The sequence below is a fragment of the Massilia sp. HP4 genome (assembly GCF_005222695.1).
Classification (GTDB): domain Bacteria; phylum Pseudomonadota; class Gammaproteobacteria; order Burkholderiales; family Burkholderiaceae_D; genus Telluria.
Map to the genome: position 1 here is coordinate 222,101 of NZ_STGG01000041.1, position 15,548 is coordinate 237,648.

Annotated in this window: 13 protein-coding genes, 2 pseudogenes and 1 other annotated feature; of the genes and pseudogenes, 2 read left to right on the plus strand and 13 right to left on the minus strand. The window is 62.9% G+C overall.

Annotated features, from left to right (window positions below; all coding sequences use genetic code 11):
• Positions 1–192 precede the first annotated feature (192 nt).
• A pseudogene (locus E8M83_RS14920) lies at positions 193–1,415 on the plus strand (IS3 family transposase).
• Positions 471–587: a sequence feature (AL1L pseudoknot), on the plus strand. (Overlaps the previous pseudogene by 117 nt.)
• Positions 1,416–2,246: 831 nt before the next feature.
• On the opposite strand, the gene E8M83_RS14925 reads toward E8M83_RS14920, so the two are convergent.
• From E8M83_RS14925 to E8M83_RS14960, 8 genes are all read right to left on the minus strand, one after another.
• Complete coding sequence (locus E8M83_RS14925; RefSeq protein ID WP_137174129.1) at positions 2,247–3,347, minus strand: porin; 1,101 nt, start codon at positions 3,345–3,347, stop codon at positions 2,247–2,249.
• A 132-nt stretch (positions 3,348–3,479) separates the two neighbouring features.
• On the minus strand, positions 3,480–4,202 hold the full coding sequence (locus tag E8M83_RS14930) for an ABC transporter ATP-binding protein (protein ID WP_137174130.1): 723 nt from the start codon (positions 4,200–4,202) through the stop codon (positions 3,480–3,482).
• Positions 4,199–4,948: an ABC transporter ATP-binding protein gene (locus tag E8M83_RS14935; protein WP_137174131.1), complete on the minus strand. Its 750-nt coding sequence runs from the start codon at positions 4,946–4,948 to the stop codon at positions 4,199–4,201. The genes E8M83_RS14930 and E8M83_RS14935 overlap by 4 nt, the downstream gene beginning before the upstream one ends.
• The gene (locus E8M83_RS14940) at positions 4,945–5,943 is read right to left on the minus strand and encodes a branched-chain amino acid ABC transporter permease (RefSeq protein ID WP_137174132.1); all 999 of its coding nucleotides are present in this window, start codon (positions 5,941–5,943) and stop codon (positions 4,945–4,947) included. The genes E8M83_RS14935 and E8M83_RS14940 overlap by 4 nt, the downstream gene beginning before the upstream one ends.
• Positions 5,943–6,863 carry a branched-chain amino acid ABC transporter permease gene (locus tag E8M83_RS14945; protein ID WP_137174133.1) on the minus strand — a complete coding sequence of 307 codons (921 nt, stop codon included), beginning with the start codon at positions 6,861–6,863 and terminating at the stop codon, positions 5,943–5,945. Before E8M83_RS14945 ends, E8M83_RS14940 begins: the two co-directional genes overlap by 1 nt.
• 21 nt (positions 6,864–6,884) lie before the next feature.
• A complete protein-coding gene (locus E8M83_RS14950; protein ID WP_137174134.1) occupies positions 6,885–8,054 on the minus strand; it encodes an ABC transporter substrate-binding protein in 1,170 nt (389 codons plus the stop codon).
• A gap of 25 nt (positions 8,055–8,079) precedes the next feature.
• Positions 8,080–8,394, minus strand: coding sequence for a non-heme iron oxygenase ferredoxin subunit (locus E8M83_RS14955; protein WP_137174135.1), 315 nt, complete (start codon positions 8,392–8,394; stop codon positions 8,080–8,082).
• Positions 8,395–8,447: 53 nt separating this feature from the next.
• Entirely contained in the window at positions 8,448–9,434 is a 987-nt protein-coding gene (locus E8M83_RS14960) for a 2Fe-2S iron-sulfur cluster-binding protein (protein ID WP_137174136.1), read from the minus strand.
• Positions 9,435–9,547: 113 nt separating this feature from the next.
• Between E8M83_RS14960 and E8M83_RS14965 the strand changes: the two genes are divergently transcribed.
• Positions 9,548–10,492, plus strand: a complete 945-nt coding sequence (locus E8M83_RS14965) for a LysR family transcriptional regulator (RefSeq protein ID WP_137174137.1) — start codon at positions 9,548–9,550, stop codon at positions 10,490–10,492.
• 542 nt (positions 10,493–11,034) lie between these two features.
• Here E8M83_RS14965 and E8M83_RS14970 read toward each other — a convergent pair.
• From E8M83_RS14970 to E8M83_RS14990, 5 genes and pseudogenes are all read right to left on the minus strand, one after another.
• Positions 11,035–12,060: a GlxA family transcriptional regulator gene (locus tag E8M83_RS14970; RefSeq protein WP_137174138.1), complete on the minus strand. Its 1,026-nt coding sequence runs from the start codon at positions 12,058–12,060 to the stop codon at positions 11,035–11,037.
• A 31-nt stretch (positions 12,061–12,091) separates the two neighbouring features.
• Positions 12,092–12,585 (minus strand): annotated as a pseudogene (locus tag E8M83_RS26580) (cytochrome b).
• A gap of 237 nt (positions 12,586–12,822) precedes the next feature.
• On the minus strand, positions 12,823–13,401 hold the full coding sequence (locus tag E8M83_RS14980; RefSeq protein WP_137174139.1) for a YceI family protein: 579 nt from the start codon (positions 13,399–13,401) through the stop codon (positions 12,823–12,825).
• Positions 13,402–13,544: 143 nt separating this feature from the next.
• A complete protein-coding gene (locus E8M83_RS14985; RefSeq protein WP_137174140.1) occupies positions 13,545–13,925 on the minus strand; it encodes a hypothetical protein in 381 nt (126 codons plus the stop codon).
• Entirely contained in the window at positions 13,922–15,445 is a 1,524-nt protein-coding gene (locus E8M83_RS14990) for a 3-hydroxyacyl-CoA dehydrogenase (RefSeq protein WP_137174141.1), read from the minus strand. Before E8M83_RS14990 ends, E8M83_RS14985 begins: the two co-directional genes overlap by 4 nt.
• Between the last annotated feature and the right edge of the window lie 103 nt (positions 15,446–15,548).

Consider the following 15,548-nt stretch of genomic DNA (forward strand, 5'->3'; position numbering starts at 1 on the left):
TACCTCCCGTGCCATTGACATTGCTGCAAGCTACCCTAAGCGCTTGCAGGTATTGCTAAGAGGATACTTCAAAAAGCTGCCCAGATGACAACTTTTCGTGCGAAAGGATACATACGTTAGATGTGCGACGTTTTCGCCGGCTTGGATCGCCCCGGGTTTTGTAGAGGCTCCATTCTTTGAGAAAATGGAGCTATGAAGAAGCAACCCAAGTATTCCCCCGAAGTCATTGAGCGCGCTGTGCGCATGGTCAGCGAAGCAGCCAGCGAGTACGAATCGCAGTGGGCAGCGATCACGTCGATCGCTGCCAAGATCAGCTGCACACCTGAAACGCTGCGCCGCTAGGTACGCCAGCAAGAGCGTGATACCGGCCAGTGTCCAGGGACGACCACTGCCGAAGAGGAGCGCATCAAGGCGCTGGAGCGAGAAGTGCGCGAGCTGCGCAAGGCAAATGAGATCTTGCGTCTGGCGAGTGCGTTTTTCGCCCAGGCGGAGCTCGGCCGCCACTTCAAGCCGTGAGGGCATTCATCGACCAGCACCGCCATGCCTACGGTATCGAGCCGATCTGCAAGGTGATGCAGGTCGCGCCGTCGGGCTACTGGCGTTACGCGGCGCAACAGCGTAACCCGGCGTTGCGATGCGCACGTGTCCAGCGCGACGACGTGCTGAGCGTCGACACCGAACGGGTCTGGCAAGCGAACATGCAGGTCTATGGGGCTGACAAAGTGTGGCGCCAGTTGCGCCGTGAGGGGACCGACGTAGGCCGCTGTACCGTGGAGCGCCTGATGCGCAAGGCCGGCCTGCGAGGCGTCATGCGCGGCAAAGTCGTGCGCACCACGGTTGCCGATGCGAAGGCGCCATGCCCTCTTGATCGGGTCAACCGACAGTTCAACGCGCAGCGGCCAAACCAGCTGTGGGTCAGCGATTTCACTTACCTCTCGACTTGGCAGGGCTTCGTCTACGTGGCTTTCGTCATCGATGTTTTTGCTCGCCGAATCGTCGGCTGGCGTGTCAGCAGCTCGATGCGGACCGACTTCGTGCTCGACGCCCTGGAGCAAGCACTGTACGCCCGCCAGCCGGAACGAAACGCATTGGTCCATCACAGCGATAGGGGCTCGCAATACGTGTCGATCAAGTACAGTGAGCGATTGGCAGCAGCCGGCATTGAGCCATCTGTGGGCAGCAAGGGCGACAGCTACGACAACGCCCTGGCCGAGACCATCAACGGGCTCTACAAGGCTGAGTTGATCCACCGCCGCGCTCCCTGGAAGACGCGTGAGGCCGTTGAACTGGCTACCCTGGAATGGGTGTCCTGGTTTAACCACCACCGCTTGCTCGAACCACTCGGCTATATACCGCCGGCGGAAGCTGAGGCAAATTATTACAAGCAACTGAGCGGTCAAGCCATCCCGGCCTGACTCACACTAACCGGCCTCCACGAAAGCCGGGGCGATTCAAACCCGTGTACACGGCTTTGCAGGCCGCCGTAAAACCGGGCCACTACCAAGGCGACATCACGAGCGCAGCGCCCTGGAGGATTGGCACCAACCGGCTGAAGTCAGCTTGAACGAGTCCAAGACTTGATCTTGCACAGCACAGGTTGTTCCAATCCGCATAGGATAACAAAAAGCTCGCCGAAGCGAGCCTTTGCATATACAGATGAGGAATTTCCCTCAGGAAACCCTACTCCCACTCGAATATCAATAGGTTCTCTAACCCCATGATTTATCAAGGCATTTTACAGCCCAATAGACTTCATACCATGCCGAGTACCACGATAGGGTAGTGTTCCTGCCAATCTATTCGCGAGCGCTGCCGCCTAGGCGAGACCGGCCATGACGTGCCTCACCTGGCCATGGGGGACTGGCAAAATCCAGCGGATGCTCTTCCATTCGATCTCGTAGTCAACCTTGAAACAGCAATGTGCAAGCGCATTGCGCATCTGACTTACAAACGCCTACGGGAGCTCGGGATGACTTGCTGCGATCGAATGATCTTTTTTTGGATGTTGTTGTTGGCCTTGCCGAGTGCTTCCAGATTTCGAATGACAACGTCCTGTATCAATTCACTCTGCAGGGAAGTGACCGGGGTGCACGCAGACCGAAACGCGATAAACCAAGAGGGATGCAGCGGATAAAGTGTGGGTGCTCAGCATTAGCCCCCGTAGCTCAATCGATTCTGTCGGGAGGCGGATTGCAGTGAAGCCAGGCTGGCGGCCCATGCCTGGCTTCATAGCTCCTGACGCCTCGTTAGAAGGCGTGGCGAATCCCGACCGACAGACCCGACTGGTTCATTCCCACCCCGACCGTGCCGCCTGCGTCCAGCGCAATCGCCGCGCTTACGTTGTTGCGCATGTGTCCTAGCGAACCATAAACTGCGGTGCGCTTGGAAAAGCTATAAGTCAGGCGTGCCACGGTGAGCGTGGAATCATTGTCGCTGTTGTCCACCGCATGGCGCGCGACCTGTGCGTCAATCTGCAGCGCCGCCGACAACGGATGGCTCAGGCCGAGGTAATAGAGATTGGAATCGAGGTCGTTGGAGCGGGTGGCGGCCACCTTCCTGCGCGCCATCACCCCAGCCCCGATCTTGGTTGCCCCCAGCATCGCATAACCGTTCAGGGTGGTGCGGCGGTCGCGGCTGTCGCTAGTGGTCAGGCCCATCGCCGCGGCGGTGTTGCCGTACATGATGTCATAGGAGGCGGTCACGCCATGAGTCTTGTTGTCGTATCCCAGCAGGGCCGTCCACTGGCGGCAGGCCTTCGGATCGCCGGCGATCTCGCCACCGCAATTGGTGGCCGCTGGTCCGCCCGCGGCCGAGGCGTCGCGCCCGAAGCTGTACGTTGCCCCGACCGTGAATCTGTCAAAAATCCCCATGTAGCCGACCGCATTGTCGCTGCGCGCATTCGGGATGTACAGGTCGATGCTCGAAATACTGAACAGATTCGGTCCCATGACATCGGACTTCAGCATCGAATGGAAAGTCATGTTGGTCTGGCGGCCCACGATCAGCGTGCCGAAACTGCCCTTCAACCCGACATACGCCTGGCGCCCGAACACGCGGTTCCCCTGGCTGCTTGTCCCGGTGTCCATTTGCACGCCGCCTTCAAGATTGAACAGGGCTTGCAGGCCTCCACCAAGATCCTCGGTGCCGCGGAAACCGATGCGCGAAGGCACGCTGCCAGTCAGACTCGGTACTTTCGTTAGCGAATCGCCTGCTGCATTTGCGTTCGTGGTGTGCGCGATGCCACTGTCGACGACGCCGTACATCGTTACCTGGGTCTGCGCCTGCGCCGCCTGGGTGGCCATGCAAACGAGCGTTGCGATACCTGCACTGAGTGCTGTCTTCTTCATTACCATGTCTCCAGTTGTGGTTGTGCTTTTATCTAGAAGGCGGCCTTGCCCGCCAGCGCATCATTCGCCGCCCTCATGGGGACAGAAGCACGGCGATGCGGTCCGCCGCTTCAAAGATGCGGGAGCGTGCTCTCAGGCGACTCCCATGTATTGCTGGACGATTGCCGGTTCCGCGCGCAGCTGATCGGAACCGCCCTGCCAGACAACCCTGCCCTTTTCCATCACGAAGTGGCGGTCCGCGAACTTCATCAGGGCGCCGACGTTCTTGTCGATGACGATCTGGGACAGGCCCTCCTTCTTCAGCGCCGCGAGCGCGGCCCAGATTTCCTGCCGGATGATCGGCGCCAGGCCCTCGGTGGCTTCATCCAGCACCAGCAGGCACGGATTGGTCATCAGCGCGCGGCCGATGGCGAGCATCTGCTGCTCGCCTCCGGACAGCTGCCATCCGTAGTTGTTGCGACGCTGCTTCAGGCGCGGGAAAAACGCATACACGCGGGCCAGGTCCCAGGCCTGCAGGTTGGCGTTGCCGTGCCGCGGCGCGCGCGCCGTGGCCACCAGGTTCTCTTCGACCGACAGGTCGGGGAACACCTGCCGGCCCTCCGGCACCAGCCCGAGGCCAAGGCGCGCGATGCCGTGCGAGGGCATGCCGGCCAGCGTCTTGCCCGCCAACCGGATCGAGCCGGAGCTTGGCGCAAGCATGCCGAACAGGCATTTGATGGTGGTCGAGCGCCCCATTCCGTTGCGGCCCAGCAGGGTAACAACCTCGCCTTCGCGGACGTCGAAGCCCATGCCGAACAGGGCCTGTGCCTGGCCATACGAGGCATGGACGTCGTTCATTTCGAGCAGCGCATTCATTCGTCGTCTCCTTCCCCGAGATAGACCGCCTTGACCTCGGGGTGCGCCCGTATCTCGGCAGGCGTTCCCGTAAACATGACCTTCCCGTAGACCAGCACCGTGATACGGTCGGCCAACGCGAACACGGCTTCCATGTCGTGCTCGATCAGGAGGATCGAATACTGTCCTTTCAGGCGCTGGAGCATCGCAACCACCGCCGCCGATTCCTGTACGCTCATGCCGGCCATCGGCTCGTCGAGCAGCAGGAAGCGCGGCTTGGCCGCCACGGCCATTGCCATTTCCAGCTGGCGCCGCTCGCCATAGGCCAGGTCGGCGGCCAGTACGTCGGCGCGCGCGCCCAGGCCGCAGGCCTCGAGCGCTTCATACGCCGCCTGCGCCGGTCCGCTGCGCGACAGCAGCGGACGCAGGAAGCCCCAGCCATGTCCCTGCGCGCCGAGCGCCGCCAGCGCCGCGTTCTCGCGCACGGTGAATGCGTCGAAGACCGAGGTGATCTGGTAGGAGCGCTGCAGGCCGCGGCGAGCGCGGCTGTGAATCGGCAACCCGGTAACGTCCTGGCCGTCGAACCATACCTTTCCGCCGTTGGACGCCATCTCGCCCGACAGCTGGTTGATTAGCGTGGTCTTGCCGGCGCCGTTCGGGCCGATGATGGCGTGCAGCTCGCCGGGGGCGATGTCGAGCGACACCTCGTCGGTGACCAGGATGCCGCCGAAACGCTTGACCAGCTTTTCGGTACGCAGGATGCTCATGCGTGCTCCTTCACCGCCTGCAGCGGCGCCGGCGTGGCCGGGGCCGGCTTGCGCCGTTCGAAGCGCGCCAGCAGGCCCGCGATCCCGGGCGTGCGCAGCAGCGCAATCAGGAAGATCGCCAGGCCGAACACGGCCTGCCACGATTCGGTGACCGACTTGAGCACCTCCTCGGCGCCGAGGAACACCAGCGCTCCCATGAACGGGCCGAACACGGTGCCAAGTCCGCCGAGCACGATCATCACGATCAGGTCGCCCGACACGATCCAGCTCAGTGTGGAAGGCGAAGCAAAGGCCGTCAGGTTGGCCAGCAGCATCCCCGCAATCCCGCATAACACGGCCGAGACCACATAGGCAGCCAGCTGGTAGCGCGTGCTGCGATAACCGATCGCGTTCACGCGCCGCGCATTCTCGCGCGCGCCGCGCAGCACCATGCCGAAAGGCGCCACCCGCAGGCGCGCGCTCCACCAGACGAGCAGGCACAGGATGACCAGCGCGACCCAGTACAGGGGGACGGCCTGGCCCAGGTTCAGGCCGAAGAATTCGCTCGTGTACGTGATCGGGGTGCCGTCGTCGCCGCCGTACTGCTTCAGGCTGACGAATACGAAGTAACCCATCTGCGCGAAGGCCAGCGTGATCATGATGAAGCCGATGCCCTTGGTGCGCAGGCTGACTGCGCCGGTCAGCAGGCCGACCAGCGTGCAGGAGACCACGCAGATGGCGAGGTGTACCCAGCCATTGCCGATCTCATGGAACGACGGGATGGCCACGCTGTAGGCGCCGATCCCGAGGTACAGCGCATGTCCCAGGCTGACCAGGCCGCCGAAGCCGAGCGCCAGGTTCAGCGCCGTGGCCGCGATCGCGTAGATGACGATACGGGCGAAGAACGCGACCCAGAAGCTTTCGCCGCTGGCCTGCGACCATGCGGGTACGAAGGCCAGCAGCGCCAGCAGCAATACCGGCGCCAGCGTGCCCGGCTTGCGAAGTGAATCCAGCATCATGTTCTCCCTGCGGGAAACAGGCCTTGCGGGCGAACCGCCAGCACCACGGCCATCAGCAAATAGATCAGCATCGAGGCAAGCGCCGGTCCGGCCGCATTGGCGACATCGCGACTGGCCACCTCACGAAGCAGGGTCGGCAGGAAGGCGCGTCCGAGCGTGTCGGCGACGCCGACGATCAGCGAGGCGTAGAACGCGCCGCTGACCGAACCGATCCCGCCGATCACGATCACCACCAGGGCCGTGATCAATACCGGTTCCCCCATCCCTGTCTGGATCGACATGATGGGGCCGGCCATCACGCCCGCCAGTCCTGCCAGTGCCGCCCCAAGCGCGAACAGGATCGAGTTCAGCAGCTTGATGTCGACGCCGAGCGCAGCCACCATGGCCGGGTTGGTCGCGCCTGCGCGGATCAGCATGCCGAGCCGGGTCCGGTGCATCAGCAGGTGAGCACCGACCGCCACGGCCAGTCCCACCACGATGATGCCGAAGCGGTAGCTCGGATAACTGATGCCCAGCAGGTCCACCGTCCCTTCGAGGAAGGACGGCAGCGACAGGAAGTAGGGTTGCGGGCCCCACACGATGCGCGTCACTTCGTTAAAGAACAGCACCAGGCCGAAGGTCGCCAGCACGTGGTCGAGGTGGTCGCGCCGGTACAGGCGCGAGATCGCCGCCCGCTCCAGCACCACACCCAGCAGCGTGCAGCCGGCGACCGCCGCCAGCACCGCCATCCCGAAGGACGCGGTATGCTGGTAGGCGGCGGCGGCGAAGTAGGCGCCCAGCATGTAGAGCGAGCCATGCGCCAGGTTGACGAAGCTCATGATGCCGAACACCAGGGTCAGGCCGGCGGCCAGCAGGAACAGCAGGACACCAAACTGCAGGCCGTTCAGCAGCTGGGTCAGGACGAGGCTCATGCTCATGACGTAATCCCCTGCCCTGCCTTATGGCAGCCGGCACTTCGAGGTGTAGACGTCACCGTGGTTAGCCAGCGGCGTGCCGAGCAGCTTCACCGTCGGGTTGGCGCCGCTACCGGTGACCTGGAACGCGTAGTAGTTCTGGATCGGCAGGTTGTTCCTGTTGAAGCGGAACGGGCCCCGCACCGACTTGAACTCCTGGCCGGCTGCCTTCACTGCGACGGCCAGCGCCTTCTTGTCCGTATAGCGCGCGCCGGTCTTGCGCACGGCGACGTCCAGCAGGCGCGCAGCGTCATAGGCAGCTGCAGCATACTCGCTCGGCACGCGTTTGTACTTGGCGGTGAACGCAGCCACGAACTGCCTGTTCTCCGGGTTGTCGAGCGCGGCGTCCCACATGGCGCCCGAGACGGTGCCGACAGCGGCATTGCGCAGCGCCGGCATGGTGGTGCCGTCGACCGTGAACACCGAGTAGTTCGGGATCTTGTTCAGCAAGCCGGCCTGGCTCAGCTGGCGGATGTAGTTGACGCCCATGCCGCCGGGATAGAACGCGAACACGGCGTCGGGGGCCGCCGCCTGCAACTGCGCGATCTCGGCGGAATAATCCGACTGGCCTACCTGCGTGTAGACCTCATCGATGATCTCGCCCTTGAAGTAGCGCTTGAACCCGGCCAGCATGTCCTTGCCTGCCTGGTAGTTCGGCGCCATCAGGTAGACCCGCTTGTGGCCTTTCTCCTGCATGAACTTGCCCATGCTTTCGGCGGCGCCGTCGTTCGGCCAGGCGACCGAAAACACGTTGGCGGCGCAGGAGGCGCCGGCCATCGGCGACGGGCCGGCATTGGTGGCGATGGCGACCGTGCCCGAATCGGTCAGGACCTTCAGGCTGGCCATGAGCACGTTCGAGAAGCCGAGGCCGACGATGGCGTGGACTTTTTCCTTGTCGATGAACTTGCGGGTGATCTGGTTGCCGATTTCCGGCTTGAGCTGGTCGTCCTCCCTGAGCACCTGTACGGGCTGGCCGCCAAGCTTGCCGCCGGACTGTTCCAGCGCCAGCATGAAGCCGTCGACCTGGTCCTGGCCCACCACGGCCACCGGGCCCGACAGCGGCGCGGAAAGGCCGATCCTGACCTGGGCCTGGGTGCCGCTGGCGATAAAGGCGAGCGAAAGTAGCGCGCAGAGTTGTTTGGCGTGCTTGGTCATGCTTGTCTCCTGTTGTCGTTGTTGGTCAGCCGAGGTCGACGAAGACCCGGCTGTTTTCGATCTTCACGGGGAACGTCCGAACCGGCTCAGTCACCGGCTCGCAGGTCGGACGGCCGTCGCGGATATCGAACTTCCCCTGGTGCAGGGGGCACTCGATCTCGTGGCCATCCAGGAAGCCGTCGCACAGGCGTGCGTGGCCATGGGTGCAGATATTCGCGGTGGCATAAACCGTGCCCTCCACTGCATACAGCGCCTGGTCGATGCCGCCGGCGCTTGCCGCCGTCACGTCGTCGTCGGGCACGTCGTCGTGGGCGGCGACGTCGATCCAGGTTTCGGCCATGGAGTCTCATTTTTGTTTCCTATCGTGTTGTTCCGTTCTGTTCGGGCCCGACGCTACAAGCCGCTCGGATAGAAAGCGTCGGCATGGACATGCTCCGGCAGGACGCCCTTTTTCTTGATCATCATCGCGGCCGATTCCACCATCGGCGGCGCGCCGCAGAGGTAGGCGCGCCAGCCGGCCAGTTCGGGCCAGTCGTCGTTGAATGCGTCGGTCACCAGTCCGGAACGCCAGGACGGGTTGTCGTTGCCCGATCCGACCACGACCTGCACGTGCAGGTTCGGATGCTCGTCCTGGAGCTGCGCGAGCCAATCCAGCCCGTACACGTCGCGCGGCGTGCGCACGCCGAAGTACAGGTGGATCGGGTTGGCCATGCCCAGCGCCTGCGCTCCGCGCACGATCGACAAGACCGGCGCCAGGCCTGTCCCGCCGGCCACGCAGAGCATGGGGCCCTGGTGGCGGGTCCGCAGGTAGGCAGTACCGAGCGGTCCGCTTACCCGCACCGCAGCGCCGACCTTCAGGGTGTTCTCGATATAGCCGGTGACGCGCCCGTCCGGCACCAGACGCACATGGAATTCCAGCTCGCTGCTGCCGGCCACATTGGCCATCGAATATGGCCGGATGTGGTCGGGAGTGAACTGAAGGTTGGCGTACTGTCCGGGGGAAAACTCCAGGGGCTTGGCCGGCTGCAGGCGCAGGCGGCGGATGTCGTGCGTCATGGTGTCGATCGCGGTGACCGTGGCCTTGATGGTGCGCGCCGGGTGCACCACCACTTCGTCCGGCTCCGGCACCTCGATGACGCAGTCGCTCGCCACCACGCTCATGCAGGCAAGGACATAGCCCTCGTCTTCAGGATGGGTGACCTTGGAGTCACGACCGGTTTCCAGTACCACGCCGCGCAGCACCTTGCAGCGGCAGGTACCGCAGCGGCCGGCCGTGCAGCTGTAGGAAATCGGCACGTCGTTGCTGCGCAATGCGTCGAGCAGGTTGGCGCCGGCTTCGACATTGAACTTGCTTCCGAGGGGCTGCACGACGAGTTCCATGGCTGGCATTCCGATGCGAAAACAGTAAGTGACGCCAGTATAGAAATGGCTTTAATATCACGATATAGAAAGTCCTGAATATCTGACATCACCAGCAGCAATGTAGCCAAGCCATGCAACTCAAGGATATCGACCTGAACCTGCTGCTGGTATTTCACCAGCTCCTGCTGCACCGCCGCATGTCCCGGGTGGCGGAAGCGCTGGGCATGACCCAGCCCGGCGTCAGCAATGCACTCAAGCGCCTGCGCATCCTGCTGGGCGACGAGCTATTCGTCCGCACGACACGCGGCATGGAACCCACACCCTATGCAGCCGCGCTGGCCGAGCCGATCGGCTATGCGCTGTCGACCATCCACGACTCGCTGAACGAAGTCAGCCATTTCGACGCGGCGACCAGCCAGCGCAAATTCATGATCGGCATGACGGATATCGGCGAGGTGTATTTCCTGCCGCAGCTGATGGCGGCGCTCCGCGCCCAGGCGCCCGGAGTCACGGTCAGCACGGTGCGCAATGCTGCCGTCAACCTGCAGGACGAGATGGAGGCCGGGCACATCGACCTGGCGATCGGCCTGCTGCCCCAGCTAAAGTCGGGATATTTCCAGCGCAGCCTGTTCCGGCAGCGTTATGTGTGCATGTTCCAGGAGGGGCATGCGCTCGACAAGGGCGAGATCACGAAGGAGGAGTTCGAAACGGCCGACCACGTGCTGGTGGTGTCGAGCGGAACCGGTCATGCGATCGTCGACCTGACCATCGACCGCCTGGGCGTGCGGCGGAATATCTGCCTCACGGTTCCTCACTTCGTCGCCGTCGGCCATATCCTGGCAGCGAGTCCCATGATCGCGACGGTACCTGAGCGCTACGCCATGGCCTGCATGAAGCCATTCGGGCTACGCTACGTACCGCACCCCTTCCCTCTCCCCGAGATCAACATCAATCTGTTCTGGCACGCGCGTTTCAACAAGGATCCCGCCAACAAATGGTTGCGCAGCCTGATTTTCGAGACTTTCGCGGACGGCAAAGGCCATGTTCCGGAACAGCGCGCGATGGAACATGCCTGAGAAGGCAATTCGATGACGCCGAGCCGCTCGCTCACGATCAGGCACGGAGCGGATCGGTCGACATCAGGGGGTGGCTGAATCGCTCCCAAGGTTCGGAGCAGTCTTCGCCGGCATTGGCCCGACGTGACCGGATCCAAGAAAGCGCACGAACCGCTTACGGTTCCGCAATCCGCACCGATAGCGTGCAATCCGGTCCGAATTCATGGCTGCATGCGGTGGCAGACGGCGGAACGCATCTTGCATGGATCACTGCAGAAACAGTAAAGCCCATCGGTTACCACGTGGTCCCATCGAAGACATGGCTATGCATTCAAGGAAAAACAGTTACAGGGCCCTGATTTGGGAAGCCACGCCGGAGGCTACAGGCAAGCGGGTGACTGTCATGGCTGACAGTCCGGAGCAGGCGCGGCAAAAGCTGGAAGAAAAATATGGGCGGGACTCGATCTTCGACTTGCATAGTGAGACCAGTTCTCCCCAGTCCGACGATTTGTCCTGAAAGTACCTCGTCGCTCGACTGAAGAACCGCTCAAGTAGTGGGGTTTTCAACTACCTTTGACCGTGACGGCTCCCGGCTCCTCCGTTAGAACCCCGGTGGTCGCGAATCGCTCACGATAATCCCGCGGCGTGATTCCCAGCCTCTTCTGGAAAACGCGACGCATCCGCGCGTCATCCGGGAAGCCAGCACGCGCAGCAACCGATTTCAGCGGCAAGCCCAGGTCTCCCAAAAGCTGTTGAGCCCGTTCGAAACGGCAACGCTCGATATATTCTTGCGCGCTCACGCCCACTTCCTGCTGGAATACTCGCGCAAAGTGGCGCTCGCTCATTCTGGCGCGCTGGGCCAGGATGGCGACCGTCATGCGCTGCTGCAGGTTTTCCAATATCCAGCCCTGCAGTTCGCGCATGCCGGGACGCGCCGTGCGTTCGGCCAGCAAATGGGAGCTGAACTGGGACTGGCCGCCCGGGCGCTTCAGGTAAACCACCATCTCGGTGGCGACCTCGAGCGCCAACTGGCGCCCGAAGTCTGCTTCCACGAAGGCCAGCGCCAGGTCCATGCCGGCGGTGACGCCTGCCGATGTCCACACGTTCGCTTCCCGGATGAAAATGGCGTCGGCGTCCACTACGACGCGCGGGTAGCTGGACTGCAGCCGCTGCGCCACCGCCCAATGGGTGGTCGCACGCTTTCCGTCCAGTATCCCGGCCGCTGCGAGGAAGAAGGCGCCGGAGCACAGGGCCGCCAGGCGGCCGATCCGCGGCCAGTTCTCGCGTACCCAGTCGATGATGGCCGCGTCGTGGTCGATGGCGGCCCGGATGTCGCGCGCGCCGACGATGATCGCATCGTCGGCCAGCGCCAGTCCGGACAGGACCTTGGTCGCCTGCAGCGCCATCAGGGTATCCGACTGGACCGGACCGAGCCGAGTCGACGCGATACGCACGTCATAGCCCGGCCCCTGGCCGCGCCGGGCAAGGTGGAGATTGGCATATTCGAATACGGACATTGGCCCGACCGCCTCCATTGCCTTGAAGCCCGGGTAGACGACCAGGTCGACGGTACGGGGAGAAGCTGCCATGTCTGAATCCGGTTCCCGGACCGCTGTTTGCCTAAGGTTTCGGTAGCATACCAGCCAGGACGCCATCCTTGTCAATGACATGATGCTTGAAAGCCAGCAGGATATGGCCGAGTACCTTCGCACCGCACAGCCAGGACAGCAAGGTGTGGATGGCGCGCACGGTTTCGACGATGTCCTTGCTCTGCTGCGGAAGGTAGGGCGGGATCTCGACCAAGCCCAGCATCATCACCGGCTTGCCGGCAACCGAGCTCAAGGCCCAGCCCGACATCGGCAGCGCGGCCAGCGCCAGGGCATAGATGGCGAGGTGTCCGGCCGCCGCTGCCCGCTTCATGCGCGATCCCATGCTGTCTGGCAGCGCCGGCGGCGGGCTGGCAGGCGCCAGAGCACCCGCAGCACGACCAGGAACACCAGTGTGATGGCGATTGCCTTGTGCCATATGCTCAGGCCATGGTGGGGGTTGATCTGCTCGCGCGCATGCACCGCAGGGAAGCCGGCGACCCACACGCCGAGCCAGATCGCTCCCATGGTCCAGTGCAGGAATTTGGAGAACGGATGGTAATGATGGTGCGCGCTCACGGTGGAGGCTCCTGACAAAAGATTGACGCCGGCGGGGCCGCCATAAGGACCGTCCGCCGCCCGGTTGCTTCGAACCTATCCCGGTAAGGCGAGGGTAAGCTCATGGCGATGGATAGCGAGCGCGAGCGACTCGACGCACGCTTGCCAGGCGCCCTCGCCCCGACGCTCGCCGGCCAGGACAGGCTCTTATTCCTTGATCGCTTCCAGGGCGACGTCGATGCGCACTTCATCGCTGACGTTTGGCGCGAACTTGCCCGCATTGGACTCCGAGCGCTTGATGACGGTGGTCGCCTTGGCCCCGATCGCATCCTTCTTGAGCATCGGATGCGGCATCGCCTGGAATGAGGTCACGGTGAGGGTAACAGGCTTGGTCACGCCCTTGATGGTCAACTTGCCCTCGATCGTGGCTGGCTTGTTCCCCTCAAAATTGACTTTGGTGGACTTGAAGGTGGCGGTCGGGTACCTGGCGGTGTCCAGGAAGTCTTCGGCCTGGATGTGCTCGTTAAACAGCGCGAAGCCGGTATCCACCGACTTCATGTCGATCTCGATATCGACGCTGCCGGTCTTGGCCGCCTGGTCGAACACGACCTTGCCGCTGGTCTTGTCAAAGCGCGACAGCTGGGTCGAATAGCCGAAATGGCTGTACGCGAAGCGTGCCACGGTGTGCGCCGGATCGGTGACGAAGGTCACGGGTGCGGCCATGGCCGGGACAGCGATGGCCAGGGCCAGCGCGGTTGCGGAAATCAGCTTCTTGAGTCGGTTCATGGTGTCTCTCGATAAGGAAAATAGATGACCCAGTCTATCTATCTCACCAATAGAGATAAATATGCCAAACAATGAATGACTGTTTCACAAATTAATACAATCAGGCAGGGTAGATCGTTGCGTTGTTCAAGCTGGCGACGAGCTCACCGTACAGGTGTTTCGAGTTCGTCGTTGTTGAATCTGAGCTTTTGCTCGCAGTTCAGGCCAAGCTCATGCCGTGCCTGCATGATCCAGGCCCGCCCCGCCTTCAAGCCTTGCGCGGCCGGTTCCGGCCGCAAGCGCAGCCGTCCGTGCGCCTGCCGAGTTTGGACGTGAGCAGCCTTGATGGCGATCGTCGGCTTCTCGTCGCCCTGTGCTCGCTGCGATGCTGGGAAATCCAGCACCACGCAATGGCCGCTGCGCGAGACGTCGAAGGCACGGCACGACAGGTCAAGCGGATCATCGGGGCACACCGTCTCCAGGAACGCATCCCGGGCGGCTGTCCGGCGGTGCCGTCGGGCCTGTGCGTTTGCTCGTACGCTCATTCGGAGGCCGGGGCAAGAAGCGACACACCGAGAAGCGCGCGCCGCTTGAGCCAGGGGCTTGGACGGTAGCGAGGATCCAGGTAGAACGTGTGCAAGCCTTCGAGAATCTCCAGGATTGTCTTCGCGCCGAACTTGTCGCCCATCGCAAGTGGGCCCATCGGATAGCCCAGGCCGAGGGTGACGGCATGATCGATCTCCTGGGGAGACGAAATGCCCTGCTGCGCGATATCGCATCCGATGTTGACGATGGTGGCGATCACGCGCTGTGCAACGAAGCCGGGACTATCGCGTATGACGCTGACCGGTTTGCCGTCCGAGGCCAGCAGGGCATGCATCGAATCGCGATAGCGGGGTTTGGTGACTGGCGTGGCCATCAATGTCCGGCAGCCGTCAGGGAACAGTGGATCAAGGCCGACGCAGCGCAAAGGATCGATGCCGGAGGCGACGGCGGCGGTCGTGACATCCTGACCGACAGGAAGTACCAGGCAGATCGCATCCTCCGGGGGCAAGGCGCCCAGGGCCAGTTCGGCTCCCAGCCGTTCGAGCAAGTCGAGCACGCCCGGGAAACGGTCGCGGTCTTCAACTGGCAGCCAGACCGGAATGGGATCCACTCCCGGGACCGCCAGCTGCGCGAGACTTTCCCTGACCCCATCCGTGTAATGGTAGAACCCGCGTGAGGTCTTGCGTCCGAGCAGACCGGCGGCCAGGCGCTGGCGCGCAATCGGCGAAGGACGGAACCTTGGTTCCTGATAATACTGCTCGTAGATCGACTCCATGACTGGATGCGAGACATCCAGTCCGGTAAGATCGAGCAACTCGAAGGGCCCCATCCGGAACCCGGCAGCCTGCTGCAGAATGCGATCGATTTCCGCATGCGGAGCGATGCATTCCGCGAGCAGCCGCAGCGATTCCGTCAGGTAGCCGCGTCCGGCATGATTGACGATGAAGCCTGGCGTGTCGGCCGCCCGTACCGGCGTATGCCCGGTTCGCCGCGCGACGTCGACGAGTCTGGCGGCAACCGTGGGGTCGGTGAGCGGGCCGCTGATTACCTCGACGACTTTCATCAGTGGGACTGGGCTGAAGAAGTGGAAGCCTGCAACGCGATCCGGGTAGCGGCAACCCGCCGCAATGACCGTCACCGACAGCGAGGATGTGTTCGTCGCCAGGATGCAGCCGGCGGCAACGATCCCTTCGAGTTCGCTGAACAGGGCGCGTTTTGCTTCGAGCTTTTCGACGATGGCCTCGATCACGATCGTGCAGGAGCCGAAGTCGGCCAGGTCGCCTGCCACGCCCAGCCGCTGGCCAGCTTCCTGCGCCATCTGCGCACTGAGCCTTCCTTTTGCCGCCAGCTTGTCGAGCATGTCGAGAATTTTTGCGCGAGCTTCCTCTGCCGCTCCTTGACGGGTGTCGTAGAGCAGCACGGGAATGCCTGCCTGCGCCATCAGCTGGGCGATCCCCTGCCCCATCAAGCCGGACCCGGCGACTCCGATCAGTTCCGCCTTTTTATTCGATGCAATCAATTCAAGCTCCTATGGTGGCAGGCCTCGCGCCCTGCAGTTGCATCTGTCGCAATCTTAAAATGAGTCATGGTCTGATTATACAGCCAGCATCACGCCACAATCA

Bases quoted from the DNA above. Each gene is read 5' to 3' on its own strand.
- E8M83_RS14940 (WP_137174132.1), bottom strand. From the start codon at position 5,943: ATGCTGGATTCACTTCGCAAGCCGGGCACGCTGGCGCCGGTATTGCTG.
- E8M83_RS14965 (WP_137174137.1), top strand. From the start codon at position 9,548: ATGCAACTCAAGGATATCGACCTGAACCTGCTGCTGGTATTTCACCAG.
- E8M83_RS14925 (WP_137174129.1), bottom strand. From the start codon at position 3,347: ATGAAGAAGACAGCACTCAGTGCAGGTATCGCAACGCTCGTTTGCATG.
- E8M83_RS14950 (WP_137174134.1), bottom strand. From the start codon at position 8,054: ATGACCAAGCACGCCAAACAACTCTGCGCGCTACTTTCGCTCGCCTTT.
- E8M83_RS14930 (WP_137174130.1), bottom strand. From the start codon at position 4,202: ATGAATGCGCTGCTCGAAATGAACGACGTCCATGCCTCGTATGGCCAG.
- E8M83_RS14980 (WP_137174139.1), bottom strand. From the start codon at position 13,401: ATGAACCGACTCAAGAAGCTGATTTCCGCAACCGCGCTGGCCCTGGCC.
- E8M83_RS14960 (WP_137174136.1), bottom strand. From the start codon at position 9,434: ATGGAACTCGTCGTGCAGCCCCTCGGAAGCAAGTTCAATGTCGAAGCC.
- E8M83_RS14955 (WP_137174135.1), bottom strand. From the start codon at position 8,394: ATGGCCGAAACCTGGATCGACGTCGCCGCCCACGACGACGTGCCCGAC.
- E8M83_RS14935 (WP_137174131.1), bottom strand. From the start codon at position 4,948: ATGAGCATCCTGCGTACCGAAAAGCTGGTCAAGCGTTTCGGCGGCATC.
- E8M83_RS14985 (WP_137174140.1), bottom strand. From the start codon at position 13,925: ATGAGCGTACGAGCAAACGCACAGGCCCGACGGCACCGCCGGACAGCC.
- E8M83_RS14970 (WP_137174138.1), bottom strand. From the start codon at position 12,060: ATGGCAGCTTCTCCCCGTACCGTCGACCTGGTCGTCTACCCGGGCTTC.
- E8M83_RS14945 (WP_137174133.1), bottom strand. From the start codon at position 6,863: ATGAGCATGAGCCTCGTCCTGACCCAGCTGCTGAACGGCCTGCAGTTT.